Source organism: Pseudomonas sp. 1D4 (assembly GCF_001728925.1).
Taxonomy (GTDB): domain Bacteria; phylum Pseudomonadota; class Gammaproteobacteria; order Pseudomonadales; family Pseudomonadaceae; genus Metapseudomonas; species Metapseudomonas otitidis.
This window is the reverse complement of sequence record NZ_LXJQ01000021.1, coordinates 49,593-66,502: the sequence shown is the minus strand read 5'-3', so window position 1 is coordinate 66,502 and position 16,910 is coordinate 49,593. Positions and strand designations below refer to the sequence as shown.

Annotated in this window: 14 protein-coding genes; 8 read left to right on the top strand and 6 right to left on the bottom strand. The window is 67.5% G+C overall.

Annotation, left to right across the window (positions count from 1 at the left end; translation table 11 throughout):
- Nucleotides 1-585: a YecA family protein gene (locus A7D27_RS12895; protein ID WP_069560995.1), complete on the bottom strand. Its 585-nt coding sequence runs from the start codon at nucleotides 583-585 to the stop codon at nucleotides 1-3.
- A 138-nt stretch (nucleotides 586-723) separates the two neighbouring features.
- Between A7D27_RS12895 and recQ the strand changes: the two genes are divergently transcribed.
- The 6 genes from recQ (at nucleotide 724) to A7D27_RS12865 (ending at nucleotide 9,628) form a co-directional block, all read left to right on the top strand.
- Nucleotides 724-2,850: a DNA helicase RecQ gene (gene recQ, locus A7D27_RS12890; protein ID WP_069560994.1), complete on the top strand. Its 2,127-nt coding sequence runs from the start codon at nucleotides 724-726 to the stop codon at nucleotides 2,848-2,850.
- Between the two features lie 181 nt (nucleotides 2,851-3,031).
- Entirely contained in the window at nucleotides 3,032-4,201 is a 1,170-nt protein-coding gene (locus A7D27_RS12885) for a diguanylate cyclase (protein ID WP_069565120.1), read from the top strand.
- A gap of 99 nt (nucleotides 4,202-4,300) precedes the next feature.
- Nucleotides 4,301-5,311: a DUF2804 domain-containing protein gene (locus A7D27_RS12880; RefSeq protein WP_069565119.1), complete on the top strand. Its 1,011-nt coding sequence runs from the start codon at nucleotides 4,301-4,303 to the stop codon at nucleotides 5,309-5,311.
- Between the two features lie 79 nt (nucleotides 5,312-5,390).
- Complete coding sequence (locus A7D27_RS12875) at nucleotides 5,391-5,825, top strand: MarR family transcriptional regulator (RefSeq protein WP_069560991.1); 435 nt, start codon at nucleotides 5,391-5,393, stop codon at nucleotides 5,823-5,825.
- A complete protein-coding gene (locus A7D27_RS12870) occupies nucleotides 5,825-7,228 on the top strand; it encodes a DHA2 family efflux MFS transporter permease subunit (protein WP_069565118.1) in 1,404 nt (467 codons plus the stop codon). The genes A7D27_RS12875 and A7D27_RS12870 overlap by 1 nt, the downstream gene beginning before the upstream one ends.
- A 252-nt stretch (nucleotides 7,229-7,480) precedes the next feature.
- Nucleotides 7,481-9,628 carry a FimV/HubP family polar landmark protein gene (locus A7D27_RS12865; RefSeq protein ID WP_256557162.1) on the top strand — a complete coding sequence of 716 codons (2,148 nt, stop codon included), beginning with the start codon at nucleotides 7,481-7,483 and terminating at the stop codon, nucleotides 9,626-9,628.
- Nucleotides 9,629-9,687: 59 nt separating this feature from the next.
- Here A7D27_RS12865 and A7D27_RS12860 read toward each other — a convergent pair whose 3' ends face one another.
- Nucleotides 9,688-11,880, bottom strand: a complete 2,193-nt coding sequence (locus A7D27_RS12860; RefSeq protein ID WP_069560989.1) for a patatin-like phospholipase family protein — start codon at nucleotides 11,878-11,880, stop codon at nucleotides 9,688-9,690.
- A 71-nt stretch (nucleotides 11,881-11,951) separates the two neighbouring features.
- On the opposite strand from A7D27_RS12860, the gene A7D27_RS12855 reads away from it, so the two are divergent.
- Together A7D27_RS12855 and A7D27_RS28480 are read left to right on the top strand one after the other, a co-directional pair.
- Nucleotides 11,952-12,236 (top strand): SelT/SelW/SelH family protein, encoded by a 285-nt coding sequence (locus A7D27_RS12855; RefSeq protein WP_069565117.1) that lies wholly within the window; start codon nucleotides 11,952-11,954, stop codon nucleotides 12,234-12,236.
- 305 nt (nucleotides 12,237-12,541) lie between these two features.
- Entirely contained in the window at nucleotides 12,542-12,706 is a 165-nt protein-coding gene (locus A7D27_RS28480; protein WP_177343738.1) for a hypothetical protein, read from the top strand.
- A 26-nt stretch (nucleotides 12,707-12,732) separates the two neighbouring features.
- Here the strand turns inward: A7D27_RS28480 and A7D27_RS12845 are convergent, their stop codons facing one another.
- The 4 genes from A7D27_RS12845 to A7D27_RS12830 all read right to left on the bottom strand — a co-directional run bounded on the left by A7D27_RS12845 (nucleotide 12,733) and on the right by A7D27_RS12830 (nucleotide 16,863).
- The gene (locus A7D27_RS12845; RefSeq protein ID WP_069560986.1) at nucleotides 12,733-13,683 is read right to left on the bottom strand and encodes a LysR family transcriptional regulator; all 951 of its coding nucleotides are present in this window, start codon (nucleotides 13,681-13,683) and stop codon (nucleotides 12,733-12,735) included.
- 80 nt (nucleotides 13,684-13,763) lie between these two features.
- Entirely contained in the window at nucleotides 13,764-15,284 is a 1,521-nt protein-coding gene (locus A7D27_RS12840) for a tripartite tricarboxylate transporter permease (protein ID WP_069560985.1), read from the bottom strand.
- Nucleotides 15,281-15,802 (bottom strand): tripartite tricarboxylate transporter TctB family protein, encoded by a 522-nt coding sequence (locus A7D27_RS12835; RefSeq protein ID WP_069565115.1) that lies wholly within the window; start codon nucleotides 15,800-15,802, stop codon nucleotides 15,281-15,283. Before A7D27_RS12835 ends, A7D27_RS12840 begins: the two co-directional genes overlap by 4 nt.
- 47 nt (nucleotides 15,803-15,849) lie before the next feature.
- Nucleotides 15,850-16,863 carry a tripartite tricarboxylate transporter substrate binding protein gene (locus A7D27_RS12830; RefSeq protein WP_069565114.1) on the bottom strand — a complete coding sequence of 338 codons (1,014 nt, stop codon included), beginning with the start codon at nucleotides 16,861-16,863 and terminating at the stop codon, nucleotides 15,850-15,852.
- Between the last annotated feature and the right edge of the window lie 47 nt (nucleotides 16,864-16,910).

Genomic DNA, 16,910 nt, shown 5'->3' with positions numbered 1-16,910 from the left:
TCAGTGGCGTGGCTTGAGCAGGGCGGGCTTCTCTTCGGGGGCGTGGCAGAGCAGGAACAGGGCGGTCAGCAGTTCGGGGATCTGCTCGATCATTTCGTCGACCAGGCTGCGATCGGCGGCGATGTCGGCGAATTCCGGCTGCTCGTCGAACAGGCCCGAGCCCACCATGATCGGCAGCAGCAGTTCGCTGACTTCCTCTTCGGCGTGTTCGAACCAGGCGGCTTCACGCAGGAACACACCCTCCATGAAGCCGATGCACCAGCCGCGCAGGTCCGAGTCGTCGGGTTCTTCGCCCAGGTCCAGATCGCAGGGCAGTTCGAGGTCCTCGTCGCTGGCCAGTTGGCGGGCGATGTGGGCCTTGAGCTGGAGGAGGGATTCTTCGATCGCTTCGTGCTCGGCGGCGTCGCGGTAGTGCGGCGGCTCGGCGAACAGGGCGTCGATCCACTCGCGGTCCGGCACCGGCTCGGGGGAGATGTTCAGGGCCGTCAGGTAGCCGTGGGCTGCCACGTAGTCCAGGGCTTCCTCGTGCAGGTCGTCGGCATCGAGAAAGGCTTGCAGGCGGGACAGTTGCTCAGCGAAGGACATCGGGGGGACTACCTTGAGGGGATAAATGAGCGTGGATTCTAGTCCAGTGCGCCGCAGGCGGCAAAAGCTGCGGCGATGGGCGAGGGCATCGCGACGGGCGGGCTGACGTATAATGCGCGGCTTGTTTCGGAGACCCCCATGCTCGACCACGCGCTGCGCATCCTCAAAGACGTATTCGGCTACGACGCCTTTCGCGGCAACCAGGCCGCCATCATCGAGCGCGTGGCCCGTGGCGGCGATGCACTGGTGCTGATGCCCACCGGGGGCGGCAAGTCCCTCTGCTACCAGGTGCCGGCGCTGATGCGCGAGGGCCTGGCGGTGGTGGTCTCGCCGTTGATCGCGCTGATGGACGACCAGGTGGCGACCCTGGAGGAGCTGGGTGTGGCGGCGGTGGCGCTGAACTCCACCCTCGGCGCGGACGAGCAGCGAGAGATCGCCGACCGCATCCGCCGCGGCGAGATCAAGCTGCTCTACCTGGCCCCCGAGCGGCTAGTGCAGCCGCGTATGCTGGCGTTCCTGGAGCGCCTGGACATCGCGCTGTTCGCCATCGACGAGGCCCACTGCGTGTCCCAGTGGGGGCACGATTTCCGTCCTGAATACCTGCAACTGGGTCAGTTGGCCGAGCTGTTCCCCGGTGTGCCGCGCATCGCGCTGACCGCCACCGCCGATCGCCGCACCCGTGAGGAGATCGTCCAGCGCCTGCACCTGCAGGAAGCAGAGCGGTTCCTGTCGAGCTTCGACCGGCCGAACATCTTTTACCGCATCGTGCCCAAGGACAATCCGCGCAAGCAGTTGCTGGGCTTCCTCGCCGAGCGCAAGGGCGATGCCGGCATCGTCTATTGCCTGTCGCGCAAGAAGGTGGAGGAGGTGGCGGCCTTCCTCTCCGAGCAGGGCTTCCCGGCGCTGCCCTACCACGCGGGCCTGGAGAACGAGCTGCGGGCGTACCACCAGCGGCGCTTCCTCAACGAGGAGGGGCTGATCATGGTGGCGACCATTGCCTTCGGCATGGGCATCGACAAGCCCAACGTGCGCTTCGTGGCCCACATGGACCTGCCGAAATCCCTGGAGGCGTACTACCAGGAGACCGGCCGCGCCGGGCGTGACGGCCTGCCGGCGGACGCCTGGATGGCCTACGGGCTGCAGGATGTGATCTTCCTCAAGCAGATGCTCAACAACTCCGAGGGCGATGAGCGGCACAAGCGCATCGAGCAGCACAAGCTGGAGGCGATGCTGGCGCTCTGCGAGGAGACCCGCTGCCGCCGCCAGGCACTGCTGGCCTATTTCGACGAGGAGCTGCCGCAGCCCTGCGGGCACTGCGACATCTGCGTCGACGGGGTGCAGACCTGGGACGCCACCGAGCCGGCCCGCCAGGCGCTGTCGACCGTCTACCGCAGCGGCCAGCGCTACGGCGTCGGGCACCTGGTGGATATCCTCCTTGGTCGTGACAACGAGAAGGTTCGCGCGGCGGGCCACCAGCACCTGTCGGTGTTCGGTGTGGGCAAGGCGTTTTCCGAGACGGAGTGGCGCACGCTGTTCCGCCAGTTGGTGGCGCGTGGCCTGGCCGACATCGACCTCGAAGGCTTCGGCGGGCTGCGTCTGAGCGAGGCGTGCCGGCCGCTGCTGCGCGGCGAGGTGACCCTGCAACTGCGCCGCGACCTGTCCACCAAGGCGCCCAAGCCGGCCGCCAGCGCGGCCAGTCAACTGGTGCGTGCCGACGAGCGCGAGCAGTGGGAGGCGCTGCGTACGCTGCGCCGCAAGCTGGCGGAGGAGCACAGTGTGCCGCCCTACGTCATCTTCCCGGACGCCACCCTGCTGGAGATGCTGCGCAGCCGGCCGTCGAGCCTGTCGGACATGGCCCGGGTCAGCGGCGTGGGCGCACGCAAGCTGGAGCGCTACGGCCAGGCCTTCCTCGAAGTGCTCAACGGTGCCGAGTCCGAAGCGCCCCGTGCCGTGGCGGACCTGCGCCATGAGCTGGTCAGCCTGGCCCGCGCCGGCATGACCCCAACGCAGATCGCCCGCCAGTTGCAGTGCACCGAGAAGAACGTCTATGCGCTGCTGGCCGAGGCTATCGCCGCCCAGCAGCTGAGCCTGGAGCAGGCGCTGGACCTGCCCGAGGACACCCTCGGCGAGGTGCAGGATGCCTTCCTTGACGGCGAAGGCGAGCTGCCGCCGGTGGCCGAAGTGGCCCAACTGCTGGGCGGGCGGGTGCCAGAGGGTGTGCTGTACTGCGTGCGTGCGGCGTTGCAGGCGGAGTTCGAGGCCTGAGGACGGGCGGGCAGGGCCACTTGTAGGCCACCCTGGCGGCTACTAATGTGCAACGTGGCGTGCGCGCAGCCGGGAAGGCGCGCGCAGTCTTCGTCATCCATGTGAGGTGGATGCCCGGAGCGTGCCGACGCTGCATGGCCGGGCGCAGCAGCAGGTCCCGGCCCCATAACAAGAGGTGGCCGTGACCACACCCCATGCCTGGCTGGACGATGTGCGTCCCAATCCCTATGCCGACCAGCTCGCCGTCGGCTTCCGCAAATTGCGTTTCGTGCGCCCGCTGGAGCACGAGTACCGGCAGTTCTTTCTGGAACAGTCCTTCGACCTCAAGCGCATTGTGCTGCTGCTGTCGTTGCCCATGTGGCTGGCCTTCGCCGTGCTGGACTTCCAACTGGTGAGCACGGCGGAGCGTTGGTGGATGCTGGCGGTCCGGGTGGTGGTGCTGGTGCTGCTGGTGATCTGCTGCGGTCTGGTGCTGCAGCGGCGTCATGTTCACCTGCTGGCGCCCCTCAGCCAGGCGTGCGTCGCCGCGCTGGGGCTGGGGGCCGCGGCGGTGGTGGCCATCGCCCATCGGGTCGATCCGTCGTTCCCCTATGAAGGCTTGCTGCTGGTGTGCATGGCCGCCTACTTCGTGGTGGGGCTGCGCCTGGGGGAGGCGCTGCTGGTGGCGGTGCTGGTGCTTTCGGTCTACGTGGTGCTGGAGCTGTGGGCGGGCCTGCCGCCGGCGCGGCTGGCGAACAACCTGCTGTTCCTGGTCTGCGGCAATCTGCTGGGGGCGGTGGGCGGCTACCTGGTGGAGTACAAGTCCCGCGAGCATTTCCTGGTGAGTCGGTTGATGCGGCTGCTGGCCGATCACGACAGCCTCACCGGCCTGCACAACCGCCGCAGCTTCAACCGCCAACTGGAGCGGGTCTGGCGGCAGGCACAGCGGGAGTCCAGGCCGCTGGCGCTGCTGCTGTGCGATGTGGACCACTTCAAGGCCTACAACGACCTCTATGGTCACCAGCGTGGGGATGTGGCGCTGCAGCGGGTGGCCGGGGTGCTGGAGGATGCGGCGCGTCGCCCCCTGGACATGGCGGTGCGCCTGGGAGGCGAGGAGTTCGCTGTGCTGCTCTATGGCACCCCGGAGGAGGAGGCGCGTCAGCATGCCGAGCGTATCCGGGCGGCGGTTGAGGCCCTGGCGGTACCCCATGAAGGCTCCAGCACCGGTGCGGTGCTGACGCTGTCCATCGGCCTGGCCTGCCTGGCGCCCCAGGCCGACAGCCCGATCGCGCACCTCTACGCCCTGTATGAACATGCCGACCGGGCGCTGTACCAGGCCAAGGCGTTCGGCCGCAACCAGGTGGTGGCGTGACACTGGCGTAGATGGTCGCTCCGGCTGGCGCCATGGGTGACTGTGCCGCCGGGAGGGCGGTGCTAGCATCGCTCGCCCCTGCACCGGAGAGCCCGCCCCATGGACATGCTGATCGGCCCGGACGGCCAGCCCCGCTACGGCCAGTTCGACACCACCCCGACCCTCATCAACTACCGGGATTTCGACTTCCGCTCACCCATGGGGCGCCGCCGTGGTGCGCTGGCCAAGTGGCGGCGTTTCCACCAGTTCCAGTACTTCGGGATCATCAGCAACGAGCTGATCGGCGGCTGTGCATTGGCCAACCTGAGCCTGCTCGGGGTGGGCTTCGTCTACCTGTTCCACCCGGCCAGCGGGCGCATGATCGAGCGCCAGTTCAAGCTGCCGCTGGGCTGGGGCACGCGCTTTTCCCAGTCGCCCGACAGCGGCACCTGCGAGCTGCGCATCGGTCGCAACCTGCTGCGATTGGAGAACCAGGCCGAGCGCCGGGAAAAGCGCCTGCGCGTGGAGCTGGACGACGGCACCCGCATCGATGCGCTGTTCGCCGAGCAGGGCTTCCAGCCCATGGGCTTGTGCACCCCGGCCGGGGCGGACGGCTGGGTCTACGCGCGCAAGGTGGCCGGTGTGCCCTGCCAGGGGCGGATCGAGAGCGCGCTGGGGCAGTTCGACCTCGGCACGCTGGGGGCCTACGCCCACCACGACTGGTCGGCTGGCTACATGCGCCCGGAAACGGTGTGGAACTGGGCCTGCCTGTCCGGCGAGGCGGCGGGGATTCGCCTCGGCCTGAACCTGTCCTGCGGGGTCAACGAGACCAGCTTCACCGAGAACTGCTTCTGGCTGGACGGCGAGCTGGTCAAGGTCGACACCGTGCGCTTCGCCTTCGATCGCCAGCAGCCGCTGGAGCCCTGGCACATCACCTCCCATGACGGCCAGGTGGACCTGCGTTTCCGTGGCGAGGGGCTGCACAAGGAGCGCCTCAACGCCGGCTTCCTGGCCAGCAACTTCAAGCAGGTCTTCGGCCGTTTCGACGGCGTTCTCCGCCCCCACGGCCGCCCGGCGATTCCCGTGGAGGGGTTGTGGGGCTTTGTCGAAGATCAATATGTGAAGTGGTAGTTACAGTCTGCGGCTTGCTCCGGATCGCCGCCTATGATTAGCTCGCTAACTATTAGTTTTGGCTGTCAGAGTCCGTTTCATGTCCCACACCGATCAACACCGCTTCGCCATGCAGCTTGCGCAGATGTCGCGGGCCTGGCGAGCGGAGATGGACCGTCGTCTGGTCGACCTAGGCCTTTCCCAAGCCCGCTGGCTGGTGCTGCTGCACCTGGCCCGCTTCGAAGAACTTCCCACCCAGCGCGAACTGGCCAAGAGCGTCGGCGTCGAAGGCCCGACGCTGGCGCGCCTGCTCGATAGCCTCGAAGCCCAGGAGCTGGTCCAGCGCCTGGCCGTGGCCGAGGACCGCCGGGCGAAGAAGATCACCCTCTGCCCCAAGGCCCGGCCGCTGATCGAGAAGATCGAGTCGATCTCCAGCCAGCTGCGCCGCGAGGTCTTCACCGGCATCGACGAGGAAGAGCTGCGTCGTTGCCAGCAGGTCCACGCGAAGATCCTGGCCAATCTGGAACGGCGCTGATGTCGCAGGACCTCGAGGCCCTGCACACCCGCTACGGTTCCCGCTATCCCCACTGGCTGCTGGCGCTGTTGATGGTCGGCAGCATGGCGATGATCCTCGCCTCCACCAGCATCAACGTGGCCTTGCCGACCCTCATGGCGGAGTTCGCCATCGGCCGGCCCATGGCCCAGTGGCTGGCCACAGGCTTTCTCGCCGCGATGACCGCCGGGCTCCTGCTCTCGGCCTGGGCCCAGGCCCGGCTTGGGGCACGGCGTACCGTCCAGCTCGGCATCGGGCTGTTCATCCTCGCCTCGCTGCTCGCGTTGCTGGCCCAGGCGGCCTGGCAACTCATTGCCTTGCGCATCATCCAGGGCGCCAGTGCCGGGGTGATCCAGCCCCTGGCGATGGTGCTGATCTTCCGTGTCTTCGCCGATGGCGGGCGCGGCATGGCCCTGGGCACCTACGGCCTGGGGGTGATGGTGGCGCCGACCCTTGGTCCCACCATCGGTGGCTACCTGATCGACCACTTCGGCTGGCAGGCGGTGTTCTGGCTGCCGCTGCCCATGTGCGTGGCTGCATTGATCGGTGCGCAATGGCTGATGCCCAGTGACCGCAACCGGCAGACCCCGGGCGTGGACCTGCTGGCGTTCGGCTTCCTTTGTGTGGCGCTGTTCGCCCTGCTCGGCGCCCTGGCCGAAGCCCAGCGTTTCGGCTGGCTGGCACCGTCGTGCTGGATACCCGGGCTGTTGGGGATTTCCGCCGCTGGCGGATTTGCCTGGCGCAGCCGGGTGTCGGCGCGACCGTTGCTGCCGATGCGGCTGTGGCGTCATGCGGCGTTCCGCAAGGCCAGTTGGGTGGCTCTGGCGCTGGGGCTCGGGTTATACGGCTCCACCTACCTGATCCCGCTCTACCTGCAGACCGTCGATGGCTACAGTGCCGGTCGCGCTGGCTTGCTCCTGCTGCCCACCGGGGTGGTTCTGGGGCTGGCGTCGTTCGCCGGTGGCTGGCTCAGTGACCAGTTGTCGGCCGCTGCGTTGCTGGTGGGCGGGTTGCTGGTGTTCGCCCTGTCCTGCTTCGGCCTGGGGCTGGTGGGGGAAGGGGCGAGCTTCCTGGTGCTGTGCTTCTGGGCCTGTGTCGGCCGCCTCGGCCTGGGCCTGCTGCTGCCGGCCCTTAGCACCGGCTCGCTGGACGTGCTGAGCGCCGAGGAGCTGGCCCAGGGCGCTGGCGCTATCACCTTCGTGCGCCAGTTGGGCGGCGCATTCGGGGTCAACCTGGTGACCTTCTTCCTCGAATGGCGGCATCTGGCAGGTGGCGGCGATCACGCGGCCAATGCCTGGGCCTTCCAGCAGACCTTTTGTCTGGTCGCGCTGCTGTTCCTGATAGCGATCTGGCCTGCCCTGGGCGTTCGCGCGACAAAAGTCTGACGAAATCGGTACGGCGTCTCAGTGGTTGTGTGAATTTCGTCACTTTCATGGCGAAAATCCAGTAAGATTCGTCCGTAATGGCCCGATGCCTTTACTGCGGGCGTTTCATGAAATTCCATCCATACTGATTTCAGCCGGGTTACACAGGGATCGGCCCGACATCACATCGTTCATTGCCAACGCCCGCTTTGGCCATTCCATGGATCGTGGAGTCGTCGTGGCGTTCGAGCCGGCATGACCGGGGGAGGGCACATGGCTCGATTCAACACGTTCCTGGCGGCGCTGGCATCGGGGCCGCTGCTTTATTCAGGCCTGGCGTCAGCGCTGGGTCTGGGCGACATCACCCTGCACTCGGCGCTCAACCAGCCGCTGGAGGCGGACATCGAGTTGCTGGACCTGGGCGACCTGGGGGAAAGCGACATCAGGGTCAGCCTGGCGCCGAACGAGGTGTTCGAGCGCTCCGGGGTTGAGCGCTTCATCTTCCTCAACGACTTGCGCTTCAGCCCGATGATCCGTGGCAGCCGGGGCTACATCCGGGTGGCCTCGAGCAAGCCGGTGCGCGAGCCGTACCTGAACTTCATCGTCGAAGTGGCCCGGCCCAATGGCCGCCTGCTGCGCGAGTACACCTTGCTGCTGGACCCGCCGGAGTCCTCGGCCTACCGCCCGGTGGCTGCGCCCCTGGCAGATGCCCGCGCCCGGCCGACCCAGGCGGTGCCGGCTGCGCCCCGCGAGGCGCCCCCGGCCACCCAGGGCAAGCGCTACACGGTGGCTCGTGGCGACAGTCTCTGGGGCATCGCTCAGCGCCTCAGCGCCGGCAGCGGCATGAGCACGGCGCAGATGATGAATGGCATCCACGCCCTCAACGCCGCAGCCTTTGCCAATGGCGATCCGAGCCGCCTGAGCGTCGGCCAGAGTCTGCTGCTGCCGGATGCCGCCCGTGTCGAGCCGGTTGCGTCGGTGGCCCCGGCGACCGCTCCCGACAGCCTGCGCCTCTCCGAACCCGATGCTCCGGTCGCACCCAATGCCCCGGCCTCCGAGGAGTTACCGCAGCAGTTGGCCGAGGTGCAGCGCCGCGTCGACGCCGAGTTGGCCAACAGCGAGAACGAGCGCCTGCAACTGCGGCAGGACATCGCCGACCTGCAGCTTAAGCTGGAGTCGCTGCAGCAACTGATGGCGGAAAAAGATGCCCAACTGGCGCGCCTGCAAGGTGCCCTGCAGCAGCAGGCCACTGCGCAGCCGCCGGTCGAGCAATCGGCCGCACAGCCCCAGGCCGAAGCGGCGCCGGCCCAGCCGACCGCCGCGCCCGCCGTCGAGCCCGAGGGCACCGGCCTGTTCACCTGGCCCAACAGCCTGTTGTTCCTCGGTGTGCCGGCCATCCTGCTGGTGCTTCTGCTGCTCGTCGCGCGTCGGCGCAAGCCTGCGCCTGATGACACGCCGGCCGAGCCGGTGATCGCCCCGGCAGTGGAACCGCGTCCCCGCGCCACCGTCACCCCGCTGGTACGCCCGGCCGCGCCTGCTGCCGTCGCTGCCCCGGTGGAGGCCCCCGTCGCTCCGCCTGCTCGGGTCGACACCCCGTCGCCGGCGCCCCGTCCGTCCAGCGACTCCCTGGACGGCGCGAACATCTACATCGCTTATGGTCGTTTCCGCGATGCCGAGACGGCGCTGCGCGCGGCCATCGTCCAGGAGCCGCGTCGTACTGACCTGCGCTTGCGCCTGCTGGAGGTTCTGGGGGAGCTGGGCGAGTCCGGCGCGTTCGCCAGCGAGGCGCACACCCTGACCGAGATGGGCATGGAGCCGGCGCGCATCGATGCCATCAAGGCGCGCTACCCCGTGATCGAGGTGCCGTCCGAGGCGGCGCCGATGCTGGAGGAGGCCACCATCATCCTCAACGAGACGCCCCTGGTCGACGAGGTGCCCAGCGTGCCGCTCAACGGCCTGGACGACGAGTTCACCGACGAGTTCCAGCTCAACCTCGCCGACCTGCCCCTGGATGCCGACTGGGACAGCCTCAGCCCGTTCAAGCCCGATGCACCCAAGAGCCGCGCCGGCCGAGGGCCGGAGAGCACACCCAAGGCACCGGAGCCAGCAGTGGACCCGTCATTCAAGAGCAACCTCCACGAACTGCCGGAAGTGTTCGAGCTGGACCACCTGGACGAACCGGAAGCAGCCGAGCCGCTGCCACTGGCCCAGGCCGACGAGGAGCTGGTGTTCGACCTGGGTGACGACGATCTGGAGCACCTGGCCGCGCACCAGGAGAACATCATGCGGCTCAACCTGGCGCTGGCCTACATCGACCAGGGCGACGTCGGGAGCGCTTGCAACATCCTCAACGAGGTCATCGACCAGGGCGACGAAGAGCAGAAGCAGGAAGCCCGCGAGCTGCTGGCGCGAATCGCCTGACCCCCCTCCAACCGGCGCCCCTGGGCGCCGGTTTTCTTTGTGCTGCCGTCACCCCTTGCTCAGAATGTGCGCCCCAGGTTGAGGTAGAGCGCCCGCTCGGCGGCGTCGTTGAGGCCGTAGCTGAAGTCCAGCGGCCCCAGGGGCGTGTCGAAGCTGACGAACAGGCTGCCGGCATTGATGTAGCCGCTGTCGAAGCTGTTGTCCCGGTTCCACGCGCGCCCGCGCTCCAGGCTGGCGCCCACGTAGAAGGGGAAGTCCAGCGGCAGGAACGAGCGCTGGGTCATGCGCCGGTAGTAGATCGCCCGCGCCAGGCTGATGTTCTGCCCGGCCACCGAATTCTCGCGGAAGCCCGACAACTGGCGCGCACCGCCCAACTGGAAGCTGGAGGGCACCACTTCGGTGCTGTCCAGGGTGCGCCCGTAGCGGCCGCCCAGCACCAGGGTGTCGGGGCCGCGGCTGAAGGCCTTGTCCAGGCTGAGTTCCCATTGCCGGTAGCGGTCGTCGGCACCCAGGCTGGGGTCGAACTGGCGCACGGTGAGCTTGATGTCCTCACCCTCGTGGGGGTAGTCGACGTTGTCCAGGGTGTCGAAGGAGTACTTCGCTTCGTAGTAGCCGTTGCTGAAGCTGAAGCTGGGCAGGCGCCGGTCGCCGATGCGCACATCGGCCTCGCCCCATTCCTGGCCGATGCCGAGGCGCAGTTCGCCGTTGTTGGCGATCTGCCGGCCCAGGTTGAAGCCGTAGCCGTAGCGCTGCAGGCGGTATTCAGCGATGGGGTCGTTGTCCAGCACGGCGTCGATGTTCTGCGCCGAGGCCGCCAGGTAGGGGGCGACGAAGTAGCGCGAGCCGTAGTCCAGCGGCTGGTAGAACTCGCTGTAGAGCACCTGCTGGCTGCCGATCTGGGCCCGTGTCAGCCACTCGGCACCGAGGTCGTTGAGGCCATTCACCCGGTAGCTGGCACCAAGGTTGTAGGTGCCGCCACCGCGCATGTCGTCGGAGAGGTTCAGGCCCAGGCGCAGGTAGTCGGTGCCGTTGCGCTTGCCGCGGGCACTGATCACCAGGATGTTGCCGTCCTTGTGCTTGACCACGCGGTAATGCACCTGCTCGAAGTAGTCGAGGCCGTAGAGGGTGCCCATGTCGGCCTGCAGACGGGCGAGGTCCAGGGGCTCGCCGAGCTCCTGGCGGATCTGCCGGCGGATCACCTCATCGCCCACCTTGGAGTCGTTCTCCACCTGGATGCGGGTGATCACCGGGCGTCGCTCACCCGGTTGGCGTGCCTGCACCAGTTCCGCGTCCTGGCCGGGGCGGGCGTCCCGGCGCAGTGTCGCCAGGCGGGCCTGGAGGATGGTGGCGGCCCGGTAGCCGGCGTCGATCACTTCGCGGGCGTGGCTGAAATCGGTGGCGCTGTAGCCGGCCAGGGGCGGCTGCACGAGGATGTCGTCGGGGCCGAGGGTGGCGAGCTGCGCCTCGGAGTTGCGCCGGGTCATCAGCGTCACCGACTGGTTGAGCACGTCCACCACGGTGGTCAGCTCCTTGCGGCTGCGCAGGGGCGTGCCGATGTCGACGGTGATCACCCGGTCGACGCCCATCTCCCGTGCCACGTCCACCGGGATGTTGTCCACCATGCCGCCGTCCACCAGCAGGCGCCCGTCCACTTCAACCGGGGCGAACACCGCGGGGATCGACATGCTGGCGCGGATGGCCTGGGGCAGGTGGCCCTTGCGGAATACCACCTTCTCGCCGGTGGAGATGTCGGTGGCCACGGCGCGGAAGGGGATTCCCAGGCGGTCGAAGTCGCGGGTGTCGCTGGTGTGCACCAGCAGGCTCTCCAGCAGCAGTGCGAGGTTCTGGCCCTGGATCACGCCGAGCGGCAGGCCCAGGCTGCCGTCGTCACGAAAGCTGAGCTTCTGCTTCACCAGGAAGTCGCGGTCGTCCTGCTTGCGGCGGAAGGGCACGTCCTCCCGCGCGGGGGCGTCGGAGAGGGCCTGGCGCCAGTCCAGGGTCAGCGCGAGCTTTTCCAGCTCCTCGACGCTGTAGCCGGAGGCATAGAGCCCGCCGATCACCGCGCCCATGCTGGTGCCGGCGATGGCGTCGATGTGGATACCTTGCTCCTCCAGTGCCTTGAGCACGCCGATGTGGGCCAGCCCGCGGGCGGCCCCGCCGGAAAGCACCAGGCCGACGCGGGGCCGTGCGGCATCGGCCACGGCGCAGCAGGTGGTGAGCAGGAGGGTGAGGGCGAGGAGCACGCGGCGCATAACGCTTCCCTGGTCAGGCGGGGGAAAAAGGCCGCTATTATAGGCGCCCTCCCGACTGCTCCGAGCCTGAAATGAGTGCTGCCAAGCCCGAGATCGTCATCACCTATTGCACCCAATGCCAATGGCTGCTGCGTGCTGCCTGGCTGGCCCAGGAGCTGCTCAGCACCTTCTCCGACGACCTCGGCCGGGTGGCGCTGGAGCCCGGCAGCGGCGGCGTGTTCCGCATCACCTGCGACGGCGTGGAGATCTGGGAGCGCAAGGCCGACGGTGGCTTCCCCGAGGCCAAGGTGCTCAAGCAGCGGGTTCGCGACCGCATCGACCCGGCCCGCGACCTGGGCCACAACGACCGCCCCTGAGCGGCGTGTATCAGAACGTTTGCCGCCCCTTTAAACAGCACTGACCCCCTCTCGACCGGGCCCGGCGAATGATTCGCCCGTGGCTGCCGTGTGCGGCTGTTCTGCGATGAGGTGAGCGAAGTCGGTGAAACGAACCCTGGTCCTGGCGCTGGGGCTGTCCACCCAGGTGCTGGCCGGACGGTGCCCGCGAGCTGTGGATCGGCAGCAGGCTGTACTTCGTCGCCGCCGGCTCCTGCTACCTGTGGAACAGCAGCGCAACACGCTACGAGGTGGTCGCCCTGCCGCCCATGGTGCAAGGCAACCGCGTGGCCAGCTACGAAGTGATCGCCTACCCGGCCAACGGGCAGCGTGTCGGCCAGAGTGGCTTCGACCCCGCCACCGCGACGCGCCCAGTGGGCGCCGAAGTCACCGAGCGCTACCGCCGGGCCCTGGGCGCTTGCCTCGCCAGGCGCGGCTACAGCCTCAACTGACGATGTGGGCAGATGGCCGGGTCGGTTCAGCCCAAGTGCTGCGACCTGGCCTGCTCGGCGCGCACTGCCGCAACGAATGTCTGCATCGCCGAAGAGGCGACCCGGCTGCGCCGACTGATCAGGCCGTAGGGCGGCAGTCGTGGGCCGAAATGGATGGGAAGAATGGCCAGCAGGTGACGGCCGGGGTAATCCTCCACCACCGAGCGAGGGGTCACGCCGATCATGTCGGTCTGCTGCAACAGGGACAGCAGGGTCATGATCGATGTCGTTTCGACGATGCTGCTGGGGAGGTCCACCCGTGCGTTGTGAAAGGCCTGGTTGACGATGGCCCGCATCGGGCTCGGGTGTTGCTGCAACACCCAGGTCATGCCCTGCAGCTCTTCCCAGGTCAGGTGGCTGGCCTGGGTCGTCGGATTGTGCGCGCCAGCGACCACGCACAGTTCCTCTTCGCCGAGGCTGTCGAACATCAGGTCATCGGCACGCGTACCGGTGGGGATGCGCCCCATCACCACGTCCAACTGGTCCTGCTGCAGGGCCTGGACCAGTACGTCGCTGGTGTCCACCTGGATGCTCATGGACAGGCGAGGGTGGCTTTGCTTCAGCGTGGCGATGGTGCGTGTCAGCAGGCCCGAAGCGAGTGCAGGAATCGCCCCGACCGTGACCCTGCCCAGGTTGCCGGACTCCAGGGCCACCAGTTCCTCGCGCATGCCGGAGAGTTCCGAGAACACCATCCGCGCGTAGTAGATCACCGTCTCTCCGAACGGCGTGGCACGCATGCCCCTTGGCAGTCGCTCGAAGAGTTCGACGCCGAGCAGGCTTTCGGCCTCGTGGAGCATCTTGGTGGCGGCGGGTTGGGTCATGCCGATTTCGTCAGCGGCACGGCGCAGGGAGCCGAGATCCTCCAGGGCGATCATCAGGCGCAACTGACGCAGGCGCAGACGGCTGTGGATGAGACTGGCGTCGGGTATTCGGGACATTGCGGCGGCTCGCTGATCGGAAGGTCGCAAGCCTGGCAACAAACCGCTGCCGCTGCCAAGGGGGCGCCGTGCGGTGAGGGTCATCCGAGGGACTCCCCAGGCGCCATGTGGCGCCTGCGCAGGCGTTGCAGCAGGCGCGCCAGCAGCGGCCAGAACAGCATCAGCAAGGCTGCGCCGGTGAGGCTGCCCACCAGGGGGTTGGACCAGAAGATCGCCAGCTCCCCATCGGAGAACAGCATCGACTGGCGGAAGGCATCCTCGGCCTTGTCGCCCAGCACTGCCGCCAGCACCAGGGGGGCGATGGGGTAGCCAAGTTTCTTGAACAGATAGCCCAGCGCTCCGAAGCCCAGCATCAGCGCCACGTCGAACATCGAGTTGTGCACCGAATAGGCCCCGATGGCGCAGACCATGATGATGATCGGCGCAATGATCGAGAACGGGATGCGCAGGATCGAAGCGAACAGCGGCACCGTGGCCAGCACCACGATCAGGCTGACCACATTGCCCAGGTACATGCTGGCGATCAGGCCCCAGACGAAGTCGTGCTGCTCGACGAACAGCGTCGGTCCCGGATGCAGGCCCCAGATCATCAGGCCGCCCAGCATCACCGCTGCCGTGGCCGAGCCGGGGATGCCCAGGGTCAGCATCGGCAGCAGGGCGCTGGTGCCGGCGCTGTGGTCAGCGGTTTCCGGGGCGATGACCCCTTCGAGCTCACCCTTGCCGAAGTTGTCGCGGTTCTTCGAGAAGCGCCGCGCCAGGCTGTAGCTCATGAACGAGGCGGCGGTCGGGCCGCCGGGGGTTATGCCCATCCAGCAGCCGACCAGCACACTGCGCAGCCAGCTCAGCCAATAGCGCGGCAGCTTGGCCCAGGTGCGCAGGATGGTCATCGGCGTGATACGCGCATGCTCCCCGCGAAACACCAGACCTTCCTCCACCGTGCAGAGAATCTCGCCGATGCCGAACAGGCCGATCACCGCCACTTCGAAGCTGATGCCCGACAGCAGCCAGCTCTGGTCGAAGGTCAGGCGCAGGTCACCGGACACCGTATCCATGCCCACCGCGGCCATCGCGAACCCGATCATCATCGCCACCACGGTCTTCAGCGGCGGGTTCCTGCTCATGCCGATGAAGGTGCAGAAGGCCAGCAGGTAGACGGCAAAGAACTCCGGCGAACTGAACTGCATGGCGAAGTCGGCGATGCGTGTGGACAGGAAGGTCAGCAGCAGCACGCCCATCAGCGCCCCCAGCAGGGCCGAGGTGAAGGCGGCGGTCAGAGCCTCGGCAGCCTTGCCCTGGCGAGCCATGGGATAGCCATCGAAGGTGGTCGCCACCGACGAGGGCTCGCCGGGAATGTTGAACAGGATCGAGGTGATCGAGCCGCCGAACAGTGCGCCCCAGTACATGCAGGAGAGCAGGATGATGGCCGACACCGGTTCCATGGTGAAAGTCAGCGGCAACAGCAACGCCACGCCATTGGGCGCACCGAGGCCCGGCAGTACGCCGACCAGGATGCCCAGCAGCACCCCCACCACCATCACGCCGATGTGGCCGGGCGTGAGGATGAGGTTCATGCCATGCAGGAGGGAATCGATCTCGCTCATGCCCACCATCCTCCCAGCCCTGCCAGCGGACCCGCCGGCAAGGGCACCTTGAACCACAGGGCGAAGATCAGGTAGCTGGCCAGGCTGGCGCCCACTGCCACGGCGAGGATCATCGGCCAACCGTAGGGGCTCTGGCGCTGGCGGTCGCGCCACATGAACCCGGCGATGAGCAGCGCCGAGGCGATGTAGATGCCGGTGAAGGGCGTGATGGCCACGTACAGGGCAACGGGCAGGTACACCGCCAACACCTGGCGGAAGGCGCGGCGGCTGACGAAGGCGTGGCCCAATGCGCGCCAGTTGAGCGCCGTGGACAACAGATTGGCCAGGCTGGCGCCGCTCAGCAGCAGGCCGATGTAGAAGGGGAAGTAGCCCGCTTCCGGGCCGGCATCGCCCCAGCCGATGTCGCTCTCGATGCTACCCAGCATCACCACTGCGCCGAGCGCCCCGGTGAACAGGGCCAGGCCGCACTCCACCCAGCGTGTACCGAGCAGGGCCGCGCTATCGTGTTTCGGATTCATGTCGTTCACCCTCGATGCGGGCACCACGCCAGGGGGCCCTCGGTGGATCACTTGCGCAGCCAGCCGGCCTGCTCGAAGACCGGGGTGGCCCGGGCGGTGTCCTGCTCGATGTAGGCGATCAGCTCGTCACCGGTGAGGAAGGTCGGTACCAGTGCATTACGCGCGACATACGCCTTGAATTCGGCGGTCTGAGTGACCTTGCGCAGCAGATCGACATAGAACGCCTGCTGTTCGGCAGAAACACCGCCGGCCATGAACACCGTGCGCGGGAAGCGGTACTGGTCGATGCCCAGGCCCTGCTCCTTGCAGGTCGGCACGTCTGACCAGGCGTGCTCCCCGGTGACGTTCTCGCGGTAGGTCATCCGCGCCTGGCTGAACACGCACAGCGGGCGAACCTGGTTGCCGCGCCACTGGCTGACACTCTCGGCCGGGTTGTTGACGTTGGAGGTGATGTGCTTGCCGGCCAACTGCGTGGCCGCTTCGCTGCCGCTCTTGAAGGGGATGTAGGTCAGCGTGCTGCCCGTGGTCTGGTTGAGCAGCAGGGTCAGGGTCTGGTCGACATCCTTGGACTGGCTGCCGCCCATGCGCATCTTCGTTGGGTTGTCGCGTGCCGCGTCGACGTAGGCCCTGGCGTCCTGCCAGGGGGCATCCTGGTAGGTCCAGAGGATGAAGTCGTCCTCGGCCACGGCAGCCACCGGGGTGAGGTCGCTCCACTGGTAGCCGAGTCTGGCAACCAGCGGCAGCAAATAGACGTTGTTGGTGCCGATCACCAGGCGTTCGGGTTTGCCCTTGGCCAGCTTCATGTCGAGGAAGGCCTCGGCGCCGTTGCCGCCTCCCTTGTTCAGTACCACCGTGTTGACGTCCAGCAGCTTGTGCCGGGTGATGATCGACTGGATCAGGCGACCGAGCTGGTCGGTGCCCCCGCCAGGGCCGCCGGCGACGACGATCTCGATGTTCTTCTCCGGTTGCCAGGCATGGGCCAGAGCGGGCAGGGCGCCTGTGCAGATCAGGGTGCAGCCGGCGAGCAGGCGAGCGAGATGACGAACACGTGGAGTCCGCATGGTGAGCCTCTTGTTGTGCTTGTTATCGAGTGGCTCGAGTGTGGGAA